This is a genomic window from Chitinophaga sp. 22308, from assembly GCF_052045305.1.
Classification (GTDB): Bacteria; Bacteroidota; Bacteroidia; order Chitinophagales; family Chitinophagaceae; genus Chitinophaga; species Chitinophaga varians_A.
Window position 1 is genome coordinate 983,027 of record NZ_JBQEOP010000002.1, and the last position, 19,261, is coordinate 1,002,287.

General features: G+C 50.7%; 14 protein-coding genes. 6 read left to right on the plus strand and 8 right to left on the minus strand.

Going from position 1 to position 19,261, the window contains the following annotated elements:
- Positions 1-420 precede the first annotated feature (420 nt).
- Positions 421-2,280 carry a family 16 glycoside hydrolase gene (locus ACTJJS_RS10880; protein ID WP_440663704.1) on the plus strand — a complete coding sequence of 620 codons (1,860 nt, stop codon included), beginning with the start codon at positions 421-423 and terminating at the stop codon, positions 2,278-2,280.
- Positions 2,281-2,302: 22 nt separating this feature from the next.
- Positions 2,303-4,234, plus strand: a complete 1,932-nt coding sequence (locus tag ACTJJS_RS10885) for a hypothetical protein (protein WP_440663705.1) — start codon at positions 2,303-2,305, stop codon at positions 4,232-4,234.
- A gap of 91 nt (positions 4,235-4,325) precedes the next feature.
- Here the strand turns inward: ACTJJS_RS10885 and ACTJJS_RS10890 are convergent, their stop codons facing one another.
- The 3 genes from ACTJJS_RS10890 to ACTJJS_RS10900 form a co-directional block, all read right to left on the minus strand.
- Positions 4,326-5,582 carry an aminopeptidase P N-terminal domain-containing protein gene (locus tag ACTJJS_RS10890; RefSeq protein WP_440663706.1) on the minus strand — a complete coding sequence of 419 codons (1,257 nt, stop codon included), beginning with the start codon at positions 5,580-5,582 and terminating at the stop codon, positions 4,326-4,328.
- A gap of 75 nt (positions 5,583-5,657) precedes the next feature.
- The gene (locus ACTJJS_RS10895) at positions 5,658-6,455 is read right to left on the minus strand and encodes a helix-turn-helix domain-containing protein (protein ID WP_168872961.1); all 798 of its coding nucleotides are present in this window, start codon (positions 6,453-6,455) and stop codon (positions 5,658-5,660) included.
- Between the two features lie 306 nt (positions 6,456-6,761).
- Positions 6,762-7,241, minus strand: coding sequence for a hypothetical protein (locus tag ACTJJS_RS10900; RefSeq protein WP_440663707.1), 480 nt, complete (start codon positions 7,239-7,241; stop codon positions 6,762-6,764).
- A 531-nt stretch (positions 7,242-7,772) separates the two neighbouring features.
- On the opposite strand from ACTJJS_RS10900, the gene ACTJJS_RS10905 reads away from it, so the two are divergent.
- From ACTJJS_RS10905 to ACTJJS_RS10920, 4 genes are all read left to right on the plus strand, one after another.
- Entirely contained in the window at positions 7,773-8,405 is a 633-nt protein-coding gene (locus tag ACTJJS_RS10905; RefSeq protein ID WP_440663708.1) for a TetR/AcrR family transcriptional regulator, read from the plus strand.
- Positions 8,395-9,756 carry a TolC family protein gene (locus ACTJJS_RS10910; RefSeq protein WP_440663709.1) on the plus strand — a complete coding sequence of 454 codons (1,362 nt, stop codon included), beginning with the start codon at positions 8,395-8,397 and terminating at the stop codon, positions 9,754-9,756. The genes ACTJJS_RS10905 and ACTJJS_RS10910 overlap by 11 nt, the downstream gene beginning before the upstream one ends.
- 25 nt (positions 9,757-9,781) lie before the next feature.
- On the plus strand, positions 9,782-10,909 hold the full coding sequence (locus ACTJJS_RS10915) for an HlyD family secretion protein (protein WP_317166432.1): 1,128 nt from the start codon (positions 9,782-9,784) through the stop codon (positions 10,907-10,909).
- A 159-nt stretch (positions 10,910-11,068) separates the two neighbouring features.
- Positions 11,069-12,646, plus strand: a complete 1,578-nt coding sequence (locus ACTJJS_RS10920; protein WP_440663710.1) for a DHA2 family efflux MFS transporter permease subunit — start codon at positions 11,069-11,071, stop codon at positions 12,644-12,646.
- A 126-nt stretch (positions 12,647-12,772) separates the two neighbouring features.
- On the opposite strand, the gene ACTJJS_RS10925 is transcribed toward ACTJJS_RS10920, so the two are convergent.
- From ACTJJS_RS10925 to ACTJJS_RS10945, 5 genes are all read right to left on the minus strand, one after another.
- On the minus strand, positions 12,773-14,101 hold the full coding sequence (locus tag ACTJJS_RS10925; RefSeq protein ID WP_440663711.1) for an amidohydrolase: 1,329 nt from the start codon (positions 14,099-14,101) through the stop codon (positions 12,773-12,775).
- A gap of 73 nt (positions 14,102-14,174) precedes the next feature.
- On the minus strand, positions 14,175-15,023 hold the full coding sequence (locus tag ACTJJS_RS10930; protein ID WP_440663713.1) for an AraC family transcriptional regulator: 849 nt from the start codon (positions 15,021-15,023) through the stop codon (positions 14,175-14,177).
- A gap of 333 nt (positions 15,024-15,356) precedes the next feature.
- Positions 15,357-18,218 carry a TonB-dependent receptor gene (locus ACTJJS_RS10935; protein ID WP_440663714.1) on the minus strand — a complete coding sequence of 954 codons (2,862 nt, stop codon included), beginning with the start codon at positions 18,216-18,218 and terminating at the stop codon, positions 15,357-15,359.
- Positions 18,219-18,277: 59 nt separating this feature from the next.
- Entirely contained in the window at positions 18,278-18,739 is a 462-nt protein-coding gene (locus tag ACTJJS_RS10940; RefSeq protein WP_440663715.1) for an Mpo1 family 2-hydroxy fatty acid dioxygenase, read from the minus strand.
- 168 nt (positions 18,740-18,907) lie between these two features.
- Positions 18,908-19,258 (minus strand): hypothetical protein, encoded by a 351-nt coding sequence (locus ACTJJS_RS10945; protein WP_440663716.1) that lies wholly within the window; start codon positions 19,256-19,258, stop codon positions 18,908-18,910.
- Between the last annotated feature and the right edge of the window lie 3 nt (positions 19,259-19,261).

Below are 19,261 nucleotides of genomic sequence, written 5' to 3' on the forward strand. Positions count from 1 at the left end.
TTCTCCTGACCTTCTGGTTGTTGTTTTAGTTTGATGCCTGCATGTTTTTGTTTCTCCTGACCTTCCGGTTATCGTTTTTAGTTTGATGCCGATTCTTTCCGTTTGCCCGCCACATACCTCCCCGCATTTACCGCTGGTGTAATTTTTAATCTGCTATATCGATTTTGCAAAGAAAGATTTCCTTTTTGTTGTATTTTGGAATCCGGATATAAGAAGGATGCTATTTAATGCCATTCCTGTCAATGTGCAGGAACCCGGCTTGCGCGCGTGTTGTATATATTTTCCACGTTAGGTATATACTCTTTGGTCAGTCTGTTGTAGGCCCCTTCCTATCTTTTTAAACATTTATAGTCAGGCTATTATTTTCATTGGATGCATATTGCTAAAAGGATTTAGCAAAACAAAAAACAAAACAGATCTATGCTCAAATGGTATGAGTTCCGTCCAAAGTTGAAACAACTGGGCATCAGTCCCGGTAAAGCTTTGGTCTTCATGATGGGCGTTGGCTGCAGCCAGCAGCTGATAGCCCAGCAGACTATTCCCCTGACCGACCTGTCAGGATTTAAGCAGCCGGCTGCCAACTGGCGTATAGCCGGCGACGTAAATGCCGACCTGCAAAGAGAAAACACCCTGACCACCACCAGTGGCACGGGTATCCTGGTGAACCTGCCGGAGAAAGGAAAACACGGCCAGGACCTATACACCAACTGGCAACATGGGGACCTGGACCTCGAACTGGACTACCTGGTATCTGCCAAATCCAATTCGGGCATCTATCTGCAGGGCAGGTACGAAATACAGCTGCTCGACAGCTGGGGCGTCCTCTCACCACGGCCGTCAGACAACGGCGGTATCTATGAACGCTGGGACAACAGCCGTCCGGAAGGGCAGCAGGGCTACGACGGCCATGCGCCCCGCCAGAACGCCAGCCTCGCGCCCGGCCTGTGGCAACACATGAAAATCGCTTTTCAGGCTCCCCGCTTCGATGCTGCCGGCAATAAAATTGCCAATGCCGTCATCCTGAAAATAGAGCTCAACGGCGTCACTATCCAGGAAAACGTAGTCCTTTCCGGCCCCACCCGAGGCGGCATGGAAAACAACGAAGTGGCGGAAGGCCCGCTGCGTATCCAGGGAGACCACGGCACCGTGGCCTTCCGCAATATTAAAATGCAATCCTATAACGCACCTAAACCGGAACTGAAAGCGGTGCGCTATGCTATCTATAAAGGCTCTTTCCAGCAACCACCTGATTTTAAAACCATCAAGCCTATCGCTACCGGTGAAGCCGCCCAACTCACCTCCAATCTTACCGGCCTGCCGGACAACGAGTTCCTGGTACGGTACACCACTACGCTGGATGTAAAAGCTGCGGGAACTTACGATTTCAACCTGCACACCTCCGGTGGCGGTGGTCAGCTCAAAATCAACGACCAGGTGCTTAACGGCTCCCACAGCCGCGACGCTAAAGGTGGTATTACCTTGCAACCCGGTAGCTACCCGGTGGAAGTGCTATATGGCAAAACCGTGGACTGGGCCAAACCATCGCTGACGCTGAGCGTCCGCTCCGCGGCTGTCCGCGAGTTTGCCCTCAGTGATCTCAACGTGCCAGCAGATGATCCTACTGATCCCATCCTCGTCACCGCTACGGAAAATACCGTGCTGCGCAGCTTCATGGACCTGAGAGGCGGTCCCCGCGTGGTACATGCCGTTTCTGTCGGCAGCCCGGCAAAGGTGCACTACACCTACGATATGGACCATGCAGCACCGGTACAGGCATGGCGCGGCGAATTCCTCAACACCACGCCTATGTGGCACGACCGTGGCGATGGCTCTTCCCGCCCGATGGGCATGGTGCGTATACTGGACAACAAACCGGCGATGTCACTGGCCCGCCTCGCCTCCGCTGAGGCGGAATGGCCTGCGGATACTGCCGGCACCGCTTACCGCCCTAAAGGATACGACCTCGATCCAGAAGGAGTGCCCTCCTTCCGGTTCGATATCTACGGCGCCGCAGCGAGCGACAGCTTCCGCGTATTGCCCGGCAATACAGGACTGCACCGCAGCCTGCAGGTGGCTGGCACACAGGACAACCTGTACGCCCGTATAGCCGTAGCCGATAGCATCTCCCAACTGGCGGACGGTACTTACATGATAGGGGACAAAGCCTGGTATGTGAAAATGGACAACAGCAGCGCGAAACCCGTTATCCGCCGTCAACAGGGAAAAATGGAACTGATCGTACCGGTAAAAACCGCCATCGGTTACGCCATTATCTTCTAAGCAGAAACATGCACAAGACATTATGAAACTGAACTATAAAAGATTAACTACCGGGATAGCAGCCGGTATGTTGATGATGACGACTGCTATTCAACCGGTACTGGCACAGGAGTCGCCCAAAGAAGAGGACTTCTTCCGGATCGCCCGTATCAGTTCACCGGAAGGAACCCTGCTGGAAGTAGGTGGTTTGTGTACGCTGCCCAATGGTGACCTGGGCATCGCTACCCGCCGCGGTGATATCTTCATCGTGGAAAACCCGACCAGCCGCCAGCCTTATTTCCGTAAAGTGGCTTCTGGCCTTCACGAAGTACTGGGCCTCGTCTGGAAAGATGGCTCCCTTTACTGCGCACAACGCGGTGAACTGACGAAACTCACCGATACCAATATGGACGGTAAGATCGACCGCTTCGAAACCGTATATTCCTGGCCGTTGTCCGGTCATTATCATGAGTACAGCTTCGGCCCCGTGGTTGCGCCGGACGGCTCTTTCTTCGTATCCGGCAACGTGGCCTTCGGCAACGAAGAATGGTGGCGCGGTGAAAGCCGCGTTCCCTGGCGCGGATGGATGATGCACATCAGCGCAGACGGGAAAATGGAACCCTGGGCAACCGGCTTCCGCTCTCCCTGCGGCCTCGGCATCATCGACGGAGAATTGTTCTATACCGAAAACCAGGGCGACTGGATGGGCTCCGGCGGACTGGTACACGTGAAAAAAGGCAGCTTCGTGGGGCATCCTGCCGGCCTGCGCTGGACCAACCTGCCTAATTCACCGGTAAAACTCACCACCGAACAGCTGTACAGCAAAGTAGATCCCCGCTTCCGCAGAGATGAAAACAACCGCGCTATCAAACCGGAAAACGTGGAGAACGAAAAATTCGTGACGCTGTTCGACATGAAACAATATTTCCCGGAAGTGCAACTGCCGGCAGTATGGCTGCCACACGGCGTGCTGGGCATTTCCAACTCACAGGTGGTGACCATCCCCGAAGGTGCGTTCGGCCCGTTCGCCAAACAGGTACTGGTAGGCGATCAGGGACAAAGTAAAATCATGCGTGTTTATCTTGAAAAAGTAAATGGTGAATATCAGGGTGCTGCCTGGGACTTCAGAAGCGGTTTCCAGTCAGGCGTGCTGCGCCTGGCATGGGCGAAAGACGGTTCGCTCTTTGTGGGTGAAACCAACCGTGGATGGGGTTCCGCCGGCGATGCCAACCAGGGCCTGCAACGCCTGGTATGGAACAACCGCGTGCCTTTCGAAATGAGGACCGTGAGCGCCAGACCGGATGGTTTCGAAATTACCTTCACACAACCGGTAGACAAAAAGTATGCGGAAGACCTGGCGTCCTATCATGTGGAAAGCTTTATCTACAAGTATCATCCGGTGTACGGCAGTCCGACCGTGAATACGGAAAACCTGACTGTTAAAGGCGTGAAAGTGGCTGCTGACGGCATGAGCGCACGTATTATTGTCAACGGTCTACGTCGTTACTACATTCATAAATTATCGCTGACAGGTATCCGTTCCCAGGAAGGATCTTACTCACTGGTACATCCGGATGCGTATTATACGCTGAACAATATTCCTGAAGGCGCGGCATTGGCCATGTCTGAAGTAAGCACCAAAAGCAGTGCGAAAGCGCCGGTAGCGGAACCTAAAGCACCGGCTAAAACTGCCGCAGGAAAAGCCGAACCGGCCAAAGCGCCTACTTTAGCGCAGATACAGCCGCTGTTAAATAAATATACCTGCTCTTCCTGTCATAATGCAGAAAAGAAACAGGTAGGACCTGGCTTTAAGGAAGTAGCGAAAAGAAATTACTCTGTCGCCAAAATTTTGTCGCTGATTAAAAATCCGAAGCCGGAAAACTGGCCGGGTTACGCTACACCGATGCCTCCGTTCCCGCAGGTGCCCCAGGCTGATGCCACCAAGATTGCCCTGTGGATCAACTCACTCAAATAATTTTTGATTTGGTCATTTGATATTTAGTTATTTATAGGCTGCTGATACAACAGGAGCCCGTAAATAACTAAATATCAAAATAAACAAATGACTAGCTGTTCATTATCTCCTCAATCTCTTCTGCCTCTTTAGGTATTGTCTTCATCAGGTCTTCAAATCCGTTTTCGGTGACCAGCAGGTCGTTTTCTATTCTCACTCCGATACCTTCCTCTTCATTGTAAATACCTGGCTCATTGGTGATAACAGCGCCTTCCGGCATGGGCTCATCATAGTAACCTGTGTCGTGCACGTCCAGTCCGAGGAAGTGGGACACGTTATGATAGCAGTGTTTGTTCAGGTAATACTGCGCACCGTGTGTCTGAATATCGGCAATGGTGCAGAGGCCCAGTCCTACGAGTTCTTCGAGCAGCAGGTTGTTGGAAATTTTCCAGAGGTCTTTTATGAGGATGCCCGCTTTTACTTCCTGCGCTACCTTTTTGTGTACCCGTAATACAGCATTGTAGTATGCTTTCTGGCGTGGCGTAAAGCGGCCGTTCACCGGAAAGGTGCGGGTGAGGTCTGTGTTGTAGTACCGGTATTGGGCCGCGGCGTCTATCAGTACGATGTCTCCATCTTTGCCGATGCTTTCGTTGGCGCGGAGATGCAGTATCGTGCTGTCTGCGCCGAAGGCCACAATCGGTTCATAGGCCCAGGTGGCGCCATGCTGCATGTATTCGTGTATCATTTCCGCTGCCACCTGCATGCCGGTCTGTCCGGGCCGGATGCTCTGCAGCACGCGGCGGAAGCCTCTCTCTGTGATCTCGCTGGCTTTGCGTATCAGTGCTATTTCTGCCGGTGTTTTAGCATTACGTTGCCGGGCCAGAATAGGGTAGAGGCGTTCATACCGATGCAGGGGATAGTACTGTTTACAGGCGAGCAGCAGCCGGTCTTCCCGCGTCTGTGTTTCGTTTTCTGAACGCGCGTGTTCATTGGTGTGCAGATAGATACTATTGCACAGCGGCAGTACTTTCTTCATGACGGCCCAGAACTCGTCGGTATAAAAAACGGTACGGATACCGGAGATGTTGGAGGCAGTGGCTTTGTCCACTCTTCTGCCCATCCATTTGACAAACATCTGATCTACCCGTTTGATGAACAGTATTTCCCGCAGGGAAGGATCAGGGTGACCGGGGAAGAGGGCGAGCATCGCGTCTTCTTCGGAGAGGCCTGTCAGGTAATACACGTTCACATTGGGATAGTAGGGCATGGTCCCGTCGGCGTTGGTCGGCATGACGTCATTGGCGGTCAGGAGAGCCGCGGCACCGGCAGGCAGTTGCCGGATAAGGCGTTGACGGTGATCTGAAAACATAAGGGTGACGTAGTTTGGTGAAGTCACAAACTTAGCGGGAGGGTAGGGAATAAGTGGTGTAAAAAGGCGACAGTTTTATGCCGACCATTTGTTCCATTCTTTTCTGAAATGGGAGAAGTCATGATAGCCCAGTTCTTCCCAGTCGGCTTTGTAGCCATGTAGTACATACTGCGCGGCGGCGTGCCGGAAGCGCAGTATAGCCAGGCACTTTTTGGGGCTGATGCTCAGGGAATCGGAGAAATATCTTTCGAGGGTACGGGGCGACACGTAGAGGAGGCCGGCCAGTTTTTTCAGCTGGAAGCCTGATTGCTGTAAGGCAGGGCCGTTAAGGGATTGCAGCACATAATCAAAACGGTGGTTGTCGGTGGTGGTGCTGGTGTGCCGGCGCAGAAACTTTTCCAGCAGGGTTTTGATGACCTGCATGTCCGGTGCATCATACACTGCGGATTCCAGTTCTGGCAGGCGTGTCATTACATCATGGGCGGAAAGTGTCTGCCGTTGCATGTCGGCGCCTTTTACATGAAAAAGGTAGTTCAGGCTGGCAGGTTTGAATTTAATGCCGACGAGGAAATTATTCGGGTAATGACGATAGGTGACAGGTGTGGTTTGGTAACCTATCAACTCGCTGTGGTGACAAGAATGCAACAGTTGTCCTTTAGCGTTGCAGATATCGAAAGGAGCACCCAGGTTCAATACCAGCGAAGCGTTCATGTTGGCCAGCAATAATTCGCGGAACTCTTCATCTTCCGGTAACGGCCTGCGAAGGTCCAGCAGCCAGTAGTAGACCACATGCCGCTCCAGGTCAGGCGACGGGCTGATATACCGGTACTGGCCGTTGAAATATTCCTGGTTAATGAATTCGATTGCCTGCATAACAGGGTGCTAATTTACGGATATCAGATGCATGATTTGATCATCTCCCGAACATTTTAATCGTATGTTCTGTTAATTAGGTTACCTGTGAAAATCCGGATCAGGGCGTACATGATCACCGCAGTAGCCCTGCCGTTCCCCGGCTTTCATGAAAATACTGTTACCGGCATACATTGGAATGCCGGCGGGCATACTGTACTGTAAAATCATTTAAAGTTAACGGTTGATAAACAGGTACAACATCTTGCAATTTGTTGAGATGTGCTGGGGCGGGCTTATATGTTGACAGCGCCCGCCCTTTTTTTCTTATGATGCGCTTTTATATTGATAGAATCTTCCCGCCATCAATCCCATCGGTAGGCCGATAGCCACCATCAGGATGGTCATGCCCACCAGTACGTTTACCAGGTGGAACGGTCCTTTGGGGATATTGGTCAATGGTAATATCAGCAGGTTCATCACCAGCCAGACAAAGATGCCGTATATCAGTCCGGATACCGACGGTATCTTCCGCATCTCCGGTATGCGCGGATACAGGAAGAAGAACAGCAACGTAAATCCCAGAGCGATGATGTAATGGAACAATACTCCCAGCCAGGGCATGACGGGGTTGCCACTGAATGCCGCCGTGCCGTAAACGCCGCTGGCAACGAACAACAGCACGTTGACAAAACTTTTGCCCGTTACCAATACAAACTGCAGGCAGGCGGAGAATAAATCAAGCGTACCGGCTATCAGCCAGGTGAGGAAGATAATGCCGACAGGAAAAGCGCGAGTGTTAGCCATAGTGTTAAAGAAATAGTATCCTTTAAATTAAAAAATTTCTTCATAAAAAACCAAAGGAAATTTTGAGGAGGCAGTTCTACGTCAGTGCTGCGCATCTCGGTTCTTAACTATTAACTATCAGCTTTCAGTCCTCAACCCTCAACCCTCAACCCTCAATCCTCAACCCTCAACCCTCGACCTTCAACCCTCAACCCTCGGCCTTCAACCTTCAGCCTTCAGCCTTCAACTTTCAGCCTTCAGCCTTCAGCCTTCAGCCTTCAGCCTTCAGCCTTCAGCCTTCAGCCCTCGACCCTGACCGTCCGCTTGGCCCCGTTTTTATCCCTTGGCCATTTGTGTTTATCATACAATATTCACCCAATTATCTCCCGATTTGGTCATCTACCTTAAAATCTTCTTAAAATTATTTTATAAAACATTGTTAATCAGTTTGTTAAAATTTATAAAAAGAAAAATTTAAATGAACGTTTAAGTAAACGATTGTTTTAATTAAACGTTTGTTTAACTTTGCTTCGTCAAAACAACAAAGGGAACATGGAAGACTATAACGATAAGCAACTTTCAATCATTTCGGTGGCGGAACGTTTGTTTGCAGAAAAAGGTTTTCATGGCACTTCTGTAAGGGATATCGCACAGGAAGCAGATGTGAACATTGCCATGATATCCTACTACTTCGGGTCGAAGGACAAGTTGCTGGAGGCGGTTTTCAGGCTACGGATGAATGCGTCCCGCATATTCATCAACGAACTGGTACAGAACGATACCATGGCCCCCCTGGAAAAAATATACTCCCTGATCGACAGGTTTATCAATAAAATGCTGAATGAACAAAACTTTCAATGCATCATGAGCCGGGAACAGCTCAATAAAGAACAAAGCCCGGTAAGAGACCTGATCTGGCAGCTGAAAGCAGAAATGCTTGGTCTGATGCGCCCCATCGTGACCAACGCCCAGGACGCGGGTATTTTTACCACCGATGTGGACGTGGAAATGCTGTTGACAACCCTGTTTGGCACCATTCACCAGACAATACCTGCTCAGCATGTGTTACGGACGTACCCGGAAAACGCACACATGAACGACGAGGAGTTTAAAGAATATTTAAGGCTCAGACTGAGCAACCATTTGAAAAAATTGTTTAAAGCAATCCTTACACATGAATTCTAGAAGCATATACAAACGATTATATGCGCTTACATCCGGAATCGTGCTGACGCTGGTTTTTCAGGCAGCATCCGCACAACAAAGCGTAAAACCGCTTTCGTTAAATGAAGCCATATCGCTGAGTCTCCAAAACAGTAAACAACTGAAGGCCAGCCAGGCCCGCATTGAAGAGGCCAACGCTAACGTTAAAACAGCCAACGAAAGACAGCTGCCAGACGTAAGCATATCCGGCTCTTACCTGCGACTGACACAGCCTAATCTTGATCTGAAACTCGGCAAAGGAGGTAGTAACCCCGGCGGCGGTTCAGGCATGGAAGCGCCAAAAGTAGACCAGGCAGCCTATGGTATGGCCAATGTGTCCATCCCTGTGTTTGCCGGCATGATGATACAAAGCGGCAAAGAAGCAGCCCGCTACCTCGCACAGGCAGCCAAACTGGACGCCGACAAAGACCGCGATGACGTGATCGAAAACACCATCGGCGCTTACAGCAACCTCTATAAAGCCACTCAGGCGGTGAAACTGATGGAGGAAAACCTGAAGCAGTCCACCCAGCGCGTCAAAGACTTCTCCAACCTGGAAAAGAACGGCCTGTTGGCACGCAATGACCTCTTAAAGGCAGAGCTGCAACAGTCCAACTATGAACTGTCCCTCATGGACGCACAGAACAGCCTGAAAGTAGCCAACCTCAACATGAACATCATGCTGGGCCTGCCAGACAACACAACGCTGCAACTGGACACCACGGTGTTTAAAGTAGACGATAAAACCGACGGCAGAGGCGTAGCGGAATTTGAACAACTGGCTTACCAGAACCGTAAAGACGCTGCTTCCCTCGGTGCTAAAGAGAAAGCTGCTTTCGCCAACATAAAAGGAGTGAAAGGTGAATACTATCCTTCTCTCGCGGTAACCGGTGGTTATGTGGCCGCTTACATTCCAAACGTAGTGACCATCACCAACGCTGTAATGGGCGGGGTAGGCTTGAAATACAACCTTTCCTCCCTCTGGAAAACAGGTAGCAAGGTGGCCAGCGCAAAAGCACAGCTCGCGCAACTCCAGGCCAATGAGGCCAGCCTGACAGACGCTATCCACCTCGATGTGGTGAGGTCTTACGAAAACTACCTCCTGAGCAGGAAAAAAATGGACACTTATATCAAGGCGATAGAACAATCAGAAGAGAACTACCGTATCACGAAGAACAAGCACGATAACAATCTGGCTACCACCACTGACCTGCTGGATGCGGACGTGGCCAACCTCCAGGCTCATCTGAACTACACCTTCGCAAGAGCAGATGCACTGGTGGCCTACAACAAATTGTTACAGGCATCGGGAATACTCGACAACAACAAATAACAACAAACCAATAAACTACAAAGCTGTGGAAACGCAAACAAAAGCTACTAATAATATATCTACCATGCAGGAAACATCCGCGCCTAAAAAGCGCAGCAAAGGGTTCGTGATCGTACTGGCCGCTCTGGTGCTGGGTGGCGGCGCGTTCGGTATCTCAAAATACATCCATAGTCTGCATCACGAAGAAACAGACAACGCGCAGATCGATGCGAATGTAAGCCCCGTTATTCCAAGAGTGTCAGGTTTTGTAAAAGAAGTAAGAGTAAAAGATAACCAGCATGTGAAAAAAGGAGACACCCTCGTGGTCCTCGATGACCGTGACCTGGCTATCAGAGTACAACAGGCTGAAAACGCCCTCGCTACCGCTAAAGCTAACCTGGGTGCTGCAGAAGCAACCACCAGCGCAGCGGAAACAGGCATCAGCACCGCTCAGGCCAATGTCGGTACTATCGACGCCCAGATCGAAGCCGCCAAGGTGAACATCTGGAGAGCCAATCAGGATTACGAACGTTACGCCAACCTGATCAAAGACCACTCCATCACCCAGCAACAATACGAACAGGCCCTGGCTGCCAAACAAACAGCTGAGCGCCAGCTCGATGTACTGGTAAGACAAAAAGCGGCCGCTGTTCGCCAGACTTCCGTAGTAAGCTCCCAGAGCAGCGCTACCGGCAAACAGATCAATCTCGCCAACGCAGCGATCAAACAACGTGAAACCGATGTGGACGATGCTAAACTGAACCAGTCCTACACCGTGATCACCGCTCCGGAAGATGGCGTGCTGTCAAAAATATTCGTACAGCCCGGTCAATATATCACTGCCGGCCAGTCTCTCTTCAGCGTGGTAATGGACACCGCTCCATGGGTAGTGGCCAATTTCAAGGAAACACAGCTGGAAAAAATGAAGCTCGGGCAGAAAGTGACCGTACATATCGACGCTTTCCCGGGTACTCCGCTGGAAGCCAAACTGACTTCCTTCTCACCAGCCACCGGCGCTAAGTTTGCACTACTGCCTCCGGACAACGCTTCCGGTAACTTCGTAAAAGTAGTACAACGCCTTCCGGTGAAAATCGAATTCGATGACCCGAACAACGAACTGATCAAAAAGTTGCGCCCGGGCATGAACGTGCTGGTAGACGTGCATCTCAACTAATCATATATGAATGCATCATGACCAGGGGTTAATAGTTGAACCGGTCCAAGTTATTTTCGGCGGAAACCATCAGCTTCAACAAAAGACCTCAAAGACAGGAACCACCGGCTTGATTATTAATTCCTGGTCAACCTGCATTCATTCAAAATAAATCGCTGCATGCAACAAGAATCATTGGTAGAATACGGCTCACGCAGGGTGATCATCACGATCACCGCTATCTTCTGCGCGCTGCTGGAAATCGTGGACACCACCATCGTGAACGTGGCATTGAACGACATGCGCGGCAACATGGGAGCCACACTCAGTGAGATCAGTTGGGTGATCACCGCTTATGCGATCGGTAACGTAATCATTGTACCGATGACCAGCTGGTTGTCCCAACAGTTCGGCCGCCGTAACTACTTCGCTGCTTCTGTCATCATATTCACCGTTTCCTCTTTCCTCTGTGGTAACGCAACGGCCATGTGGGAGCTGATACTTTTCCGCTTCATACAAGGTCTCGGAGGTGGTGCGCTACTGGTAACATCACAAACAATTATTACAGAAAGTTATCCTCCCGAAAAACGCGGTGTTGCCCAGGCCATCTACGGCCTCGGCGTGATCATCGGCCCTACATTGGGCCCTCCGTTGGGCGGTTATATTACCGATAACTATTCCTGGCCTTACATCTTCTATATCAACATCCCTATCGGTGTCATCGCTACCCTGCTCACATTGCAGTTTGTACGCAGCCCGAAATATGCAGAGAAGAAAGCCATCAATGAAATCGACTTTCTAGGTATCATATTACTCGCCATCACGGTAGGCTGTCTCCAGTTTGTACTGGAACGTGGCCAGGAAGATGACTGGTTCAGTGATCCAACGATCACCCTCTTATCTGTGATGAGCGCCCTGGGCCTGTTCTTCTTCATCTGGCGGGAGCTGACCTATAAGAACCCGATCGTGGAACTGAGGGTATTGAAGAACGGAAACCTGAGGGTCGGTACCATCCTCTCGTTTATATTGGGTTTCGGTTTGTATGGATCTACATTCATTATTCCGCTGTACACCCAAAGTACCCTGGGATGGACCGCCACCCAGTCCGGTATGCTGATGATACCGGCAGCGCTTACGACGGCCTTTATGATGCCGATCATCGGCAAACTGCTGGAGAAAGGCGTACCGCAACAGTACCTGGTGGCATTGGGAATGTTATTGTTCTTTGTCTATAGTTTCTGGGGATACCTGATCATCACCCCTTCTGATACCGGCGCGGACGCGTTCTTCTGGATGCTGATCGTGCGTGGGGTAGGTATGGGGCTGCTCTTTATCCCAATCACCACACTGGCGTTGTCTTCCCTTAAAGGGCAGCAGATTGGCCAGGGCGCTGCCTTCACCGGTATGATGCGTCAGCTCGGCGGTTCCTTTGGGGTAGCACTGATCACCACTTTTATGGCCCGTCAGAACATGGTACACAGAAGCGACCTGGTGTCTAAACTGGACACCAACAACCCAGACGTCATGAACCGCGTGAACGGCCTGGCACATGGCTTCGCCGCCAAAGGTATGGACGCCGGCACTGCTGTCAGAAGCGGATACAAGGTACTGGATTATAGCATCGCCAAACAGGCGGCTGTAATGTCTTACATGGACGTGTTCCTGTACCTGGGACTGATGTTCCTCATCTGTATCCCGTTTGTACTGATGGTAAGAGCTAAGAAAGCTGCAAAACTGGACCCGTCAGCTATGCACTAACGGTCTCGTTTTTCGACATAAATTATTGTTGCAATAACAGTGTAACAGTTGTAGGTTTAGGTAAATAAGCCCCGATATTCATCGGGGCTTTATTTTTTTCTACAACATTTATCAGGAGAAGGAAAATCAGAAAACGACGTTGCCCTGATGAATGAGCGACTTCACAGGGGAAATGCGGGATACTGCTTCGGCTGAACAGCTGGCATCTACCAGTACCATGTCCGCGGCATCATCGGCCTTCGGCCACTGACGGACGCCTTTGTCATCCAGCGGGAGAATATTGTGGGTGGCTATCTTCAGGCATCTGGATAAATCAAATTCAGTGCGGTAACCATATAATTGCGCCATCAGGTTGGCCTTCTGCAGGATGCTGCCGGAACCGAAAGTGCTCCAGTGGTCAATGATACAATCGTTGCCGGCCTGTACGTCCACCCCATATTTATACAGCGTGGGAATCGGCATAATAGTGCTGCCGAAAGGAATAGTTGTCATAATCCCGATACGTGCATTGCCCAGTTTTTCGGCCACTTCCTGTAGTTTGTTATTGTCCATTTTGGCCAGCGCAAAGCTGTGGCTGATATAGGTCTTACCTTTCAACACCGGATTCTCGTTGACTTTATCGATCAGGTATTCGATGGTTTTTACGCCGGATTCGCCTGCTTCATGCAGGTGGATATCGATGCCCTTGTTGTGGTCCAGTGCAAGTTGCACCACGAAGTCCATATGTTTTTCGATACTGCCGTCAATGCTGTAAGGGTCCAGGCCGCCGATATAGTCGATGTCCATTTTGGCGGCTTCTTTCATCAGTTCGGCCGAGGGCGTATAAAAAATGCCGTGCTGCGGAAAGGCCACCAGTTCCGCAGAGAAACCGTCCTTTTTATTTTCCAGCGCTTTCTCAAGATGTTTAAGCGAGTTTAACCCGGAGGAGGGTTCTATGTTGACATGACTTCTGGCGAAGCTGGTGCCTTTGGACTGCAACAGCTCAATCAGTTGTCCGGTGCGGGCAGTGGACGTTTTCAGCAGCTCGGGTATCACCTGTTGTTCAAAGGCGATCATGTCTTTTACTGACTTGTTCTTTTTCAGGTGTGCTTTCCAGGGAAGGCCGTAGAATGTTTTGTCGAGATGGATATGCATGTCCCGGAAGGCGGGCAGCAGCAGCCATCCTTTGGCATCAATGGCTTTGGCGCCGGGCTGATTGGGCAATACGGATTTTATTTTTCCATTGCTGACTTCTATGGTGAAAAGATCAGTAGTAGTGCCGGTCACTTCGCCTTCTTCATACTGGAAGCCTGTTTCCAGCCGCACATTTTTAAGGGTGAAGCTTTTGCCGGCAGTGGCGGTATTGGTTGCGCCGGAAGTGGCGCCGGCAGCGTTGCCTGTCAACAGGCTGCCGCCTGCGGCCAGTAATATGGAAGAGCTTTTGAGAAAGTCTTTGCGTGAAATAGAAGAAGCCATACGATCGTTTTATGCAAAAATAAAACGCAGGCGGAATGCAATGATGGATGAATTATGCCAGAACTTGTAATTTTTATAACTGGCCCCTGAATTGCCGGGGTGAAATGCCGGTTTGGCTTTTAAAGAAATTGGAGAAATAGGAGAGATCATTAAACCCCAGATCAAAAGCGACCTCTTTGATCGATTTTCCTGAAGCCTGTATCTGGCGCTTGGCTTCGAGGATCACCCGATGCTGTATGAGAAACATGGCCGACAGCTGAAGATGTCTTTTACAAAGAATATTAAGGTAGTTAGGGGAGATGTTGAGCTGACTGGCGTAGAAGGCTACCGACTTTTGTGTTTTATAATGCTGGTCAATCAGTGCATGATACTGTTGTAGGGCTGGTTTAGCCCTGTACACCAGCAGGTCATCAAACTTACGCTCCGCCTCCCGGGTGACCAGCTGGGCTATGAGCCGGCTGCGAAGATGGATGATCTCCCATGACACCGTTGACTGCCCCAGTTCCTGTTGTATAGCACGGAACTCGTAAAATAGTTTATGGAAGCTCTCTGCCGTCAGGTCTATCACCGGATGATGCTGGTACACGGCAAAAGGAAATTGCAGCGCATTGGAAAACGTTTCAAAAAAGGGGCGGGTGATCATCAGCTGATAGGCCACCATCTTTTTGCTAAACTCCCATTTGTGTACCTGATCAGGAAACAACAGGTGTATCTGGTAAGGCGCCACATCGTAATCAATGAAGTCAATCGAGTGGGTGCCACTTCCTTTTTCTATCAACAGAAAAACAAAGAAATCATGTTTATGCGGTTTTTCGATCAGCCGCTCCCCGCGTATTTCATGGTACAGGAAATGGCAGGCATCCTGTTGGTCGCCCTGAAATGCCCTGATATCCAATACCGGAAACTGCTCCTTTGCCTTCATGAGGGAAAAATACAAAAAATCCGTTGTCCCAGGGCTGAAGCCCTGGGCTACGTTTTGTGTTAGGGCTGTTTTTGCAGTTGAATGCTTGTAGAAAAGATATATTTTCTATTAACACGTTCATAGAAAAGCTATTTTTCTATTAAACATCATCTTTCCGGCCAGCCTTGTTGAGATGCTGTCTTCCGGAAAAGAAGTAAACAGGGATGAGTTGCCTGACTATTGAAAGTCCTCATTAAAGCGGGCATTATGCCGAAAAAAAACCGTAACACAAAGCGTAGCCCAGGGCTTCAGCCCTGGGACAACGGAAATGTTATACGCATCACGCCTGCGCGATCAAAAGCTCAATGCAATTTTCGTAAACAGCCGTATGCCGTTAAAGCCCATCTGCACGGCATCCCAGGGGCCGCCTGTTTCGCCGTCATAGGCTGACAGTTTAGCACCGGGGACATAGCCGAGGTCCGGGTGTACATTGAAGATGTTGTCTGCTCCCAGGAACCAGCTGACATGGGAAGAGAAACGGTAGCTGGCATACAGGTCGGTAACGGCCTTGCCTTTATAGTTGAACTGTTCTGGCACCAGGGTACCGTCTTTGTCCAGTGCTACGAGGGGGCTGATGCCGGTGCCTTCCAGGTTGGGATCGCCGGGCAGGCCGGTGCCTTCTTTGGCGGGGTCGCCGGCGAAGCCGTAACCCAGCAGTACTATTTTACCGAAGTAGGTAACGCGGGCGCCTACACTGACTTTTTTGATGCCGTATTCCACATTGAGGCCCAGCTTGGCCGGTGGGGCGGAGGCCAGTACAAAGTGTTGTTCTCTTTCGCTGAAAAATTCGCCCCGGTGAAGATAGCTGTCGTTCAGTTTATCGGGCACATTGATTTTGTCGATGTTCATGTGTTGAATGTTGCCGGTAAACAGTATGCGGAAGTGCTGGTTGTTCCATTTTTTGTTATAGTCTACCACCATGTCGAGGCCGTAGTTGGTGGTGTTGACGGCGTTGGCAAAAAACTGTGCATTGTCGATGTGGAGGACCTTCAGCGCGTTCTGGAAGTCTTTGTCCAGCGTGGAGTCGCCGGCGTTGAACTGTCCGGACAGTACGATGCGGTCTTTTACTTTTACCAGGTAACCGTCCACGGTGATGGTAAGATCAGAAATGGGTTTAAGGGAGAAGCCGAGGCTGGCGTTAACGGATTTTTCCTGTTTCAGGTCCGGGATGCCGGCGGCTTTGGTAATTGGATTATTGTTGGGCGCTATTTTTACTTCGGTGATGCGGCCACCCTGTACGTTAGTGAATTGTGAACTGTAGTTGATCTGTTGCAGGGAAGGGGCGCGGTAGCCGGTGCTGACGGAGCCGCGGATATTAAATCCGCGTGCTGCCTTAAAGCGTGCCGCCAGTTTGTAGTTGCTGGTAAAACCGAAGTCGCTGTAGTTTTCCACTCTTACGGCGCCGCCCAGCAGGAATTTCCGGGTAATGTCCCATTCGGCGTCTACAAATCCCGCGAAATTGGAGCGGTCTGCTTTTACCACGTCCGAGGGGCGATATCCGGGAAAGCCCTGTGCGCCGGTGGCTTTGTTGAAGGTGGGATCGTAGTTGGTATAGGAGGCTTCTTCGCCGGCGTATATTTTGTATTGTTCATAGCGGTATTCTGCACCGATGGCCAGGTTGAACGCTTCGCCGATGTGTGGAATATCTTTGGAGAAAGTGAGATTGGCCGTGTTCTGGGTGAAAGAGAAACCACCATCTTTAAAATGGGTAGGGGTGCTGCTGCCCAGGGACGCGTTAAAGGTTTTGTCGCCGAAGAACCGGAAGTCATTCCTGCCGAAAGTATTGCTGAGGTCCCATTTCCAGTTGTTACCGGTGCTGCCTTTTACGCCTGCCGCCAGGGAGAGGTCCTGTATATGCGTTTGTATATGCGGATTGTAAACGGTGTCGGGCACATCGCCGGGGGTAGGAATACTTTCCATAATGCCCGGGTAAAATATCAGGCTGCCGTTGGGGTTGGTGGGAAACCTGTCGGCATGCCCGCTGGAAAGCGGATTGAAACCGTGGAATGTTCTCGTATAGGCGTATGCGTCAGACGATTTATAGTTGTAGCCGCCGAAGGCATATACGGTAGTGTTGCTGCTGCCAACCGGCACTTCCATATTGATCATGCCTCCTCCGGAAGTAACGGAGCCGTCGCCATGGGCGCGGCGGCCGGTATTGATGGGCAGGCCGTTGGTGTTATTAAGGTTGGTGTCCAGCACCTGGCGGAAGGTTTTACCCTGTCTCAGGAAGTTACCGGAGAAATTGATAAATCCGTTGTGTTTACCGATAGGCACGCCGTAATTGGCGCCGAGGGTAACGGTGTTACCGTCTATCGCGTTATTGTATTCATATTGTTGTAATTCACGTTTGAAATAGGTGTTGTATTTATGGTCGTAGTAACCGGCATAACCGGCGTTGAAAGTCAGGTGGTTGACGTCTTTTTTCAGGATGATGTTGATAACGCCGGCGATGGCGTCAGAGCCGTATTGGGCGGAAGCCCCGTCGCGGAGTATCTCCACGCGGTCGATGGCCGCTTCCGGGATGGCGTTGAGGTCGGTGCCGGAGTTACCGCGGCCACGGGTACCGAATACGGACACGAAAGCGGTTTGATGCCGTCGTTTTCCGTTGATGAGCACCAGGGTCTGGTCCGGGCCCAGCCCGCGCAAGGTGGCGAGGTCTATCTGGTCGGCGCCGTCGCTGCCGCTTTGTTTGTTGTAATTAAAAGAAGGCGCTGCTGCGTTGAGCAGTGACGTCAGTTCCATTTTAGCGCTGGGCAGTCCTGCCTGGTTAACGCTGATCACGTCTACCGGCACAGGCGTTTCCGTTTTGGCGCGTCCACCGCCGCGGGTGCCGACGAGTACGATCTGTGTCAGCTCGGTGGCAGTGGAAACAAGCTGGATGTTAATCTCCGTACGGCCGTTTACGTTGGTTTCCACCGTGTTAAATCCGATGGCGCTGAATTCAAGGCTTGCGCCCGCGGGCACATCCAGTTGATAGATACCATCCTTGTTGGTTTGCGTGCCTTTGGCAACAGACTTGATTCTGACGGTGATGCCTTCCAGGGGAGTGCCGGTGGAAGCATTTGTTACCTTACCGGTAACATGTTGATTTTGGCTGAATGCAGGGGAGCATAGCAGGATGCTGGTTAAAAAAAACAGGAGTTTGAGGTGCATAAGAGGGGACTTTCCTTTAATTTAAGGAAAAAATCCCATATAGTCCTTTTTTATTATAATTATAGTTTGATGCCCGCTTTCCGGTAGATAAAACTCAGCAGCCATGCCGGACCGATGAGCAGAAACTGCAGGTCCTTGAAAAAGCTGGGTTTGGCGCCTTCTATCTTATGACCAATGAACTGCCCGATCCATGCCAGCACAAAAATGATAAGAGCTACCAGCCAGATAGGCGAGCCGGTGGCTGCAATCAGCCGCCACAGCCACAAACAAAGGATGCCGATGATAGTCATGCCCACCGCCAGCGAGGCCGACAGCCGTACATAATAAATGATGAGCAATACCAGCGCTATCTGCGCTACTGTCAGCACTGTCCTTGTACCGGGCAGCGGAATGCGGATAGCATATAAAAAGCCCACAATACTGAAGAATATAGCCGGTACACAAATCCAGTGAATGAGTTTGTTGGTCTCGTTGCGATGACTGGTGCCGTAGTCATCCAGCCATTGTTGGATCGTTTTCATGGTGGAAGCTGTTTTACGCTGTTACTAATATAATTTATTTGCCTGTGATTATTAGCTGCTTCATTCCGGTGCAACAGAAAAAAGCGGACCGTTTCGGTAGACTGTAGTGTGATCGCAGGGAGTCGTTTAATCGTTGACGTTATAGTATTACTGCGCAACTGCAGCAGGTTATTGCCGTTGCGCAGGTGTTTTTTTAGTGGATGATTGAATCACGATGGCTCCGGCGGCGGCCTTTGTGCCGTAAAGTGCCTTGGCGGTGACCTCTTTTAGGATGAGGATCTGGGCAATGGTAGCGGCGTCGATGGATTCCAGTGTGCCTTCATATACTTTGCCATCCAAAATAATGAGTGGCAATGTTGCAGCGTAGCTGCCGAGGCATCTGCAACCGTTCCATTTCCTGGTGGTGTCTCCCGGGTTACGAGGGAGCCCTGTCCCTCCAGGGGTGGGTGGCCGTTCTGATTTTACCTCGTCCGTTATTGTTTTCCGGGCGGCGGTCTGATCGGGATTTCGGTTAGTCATCGA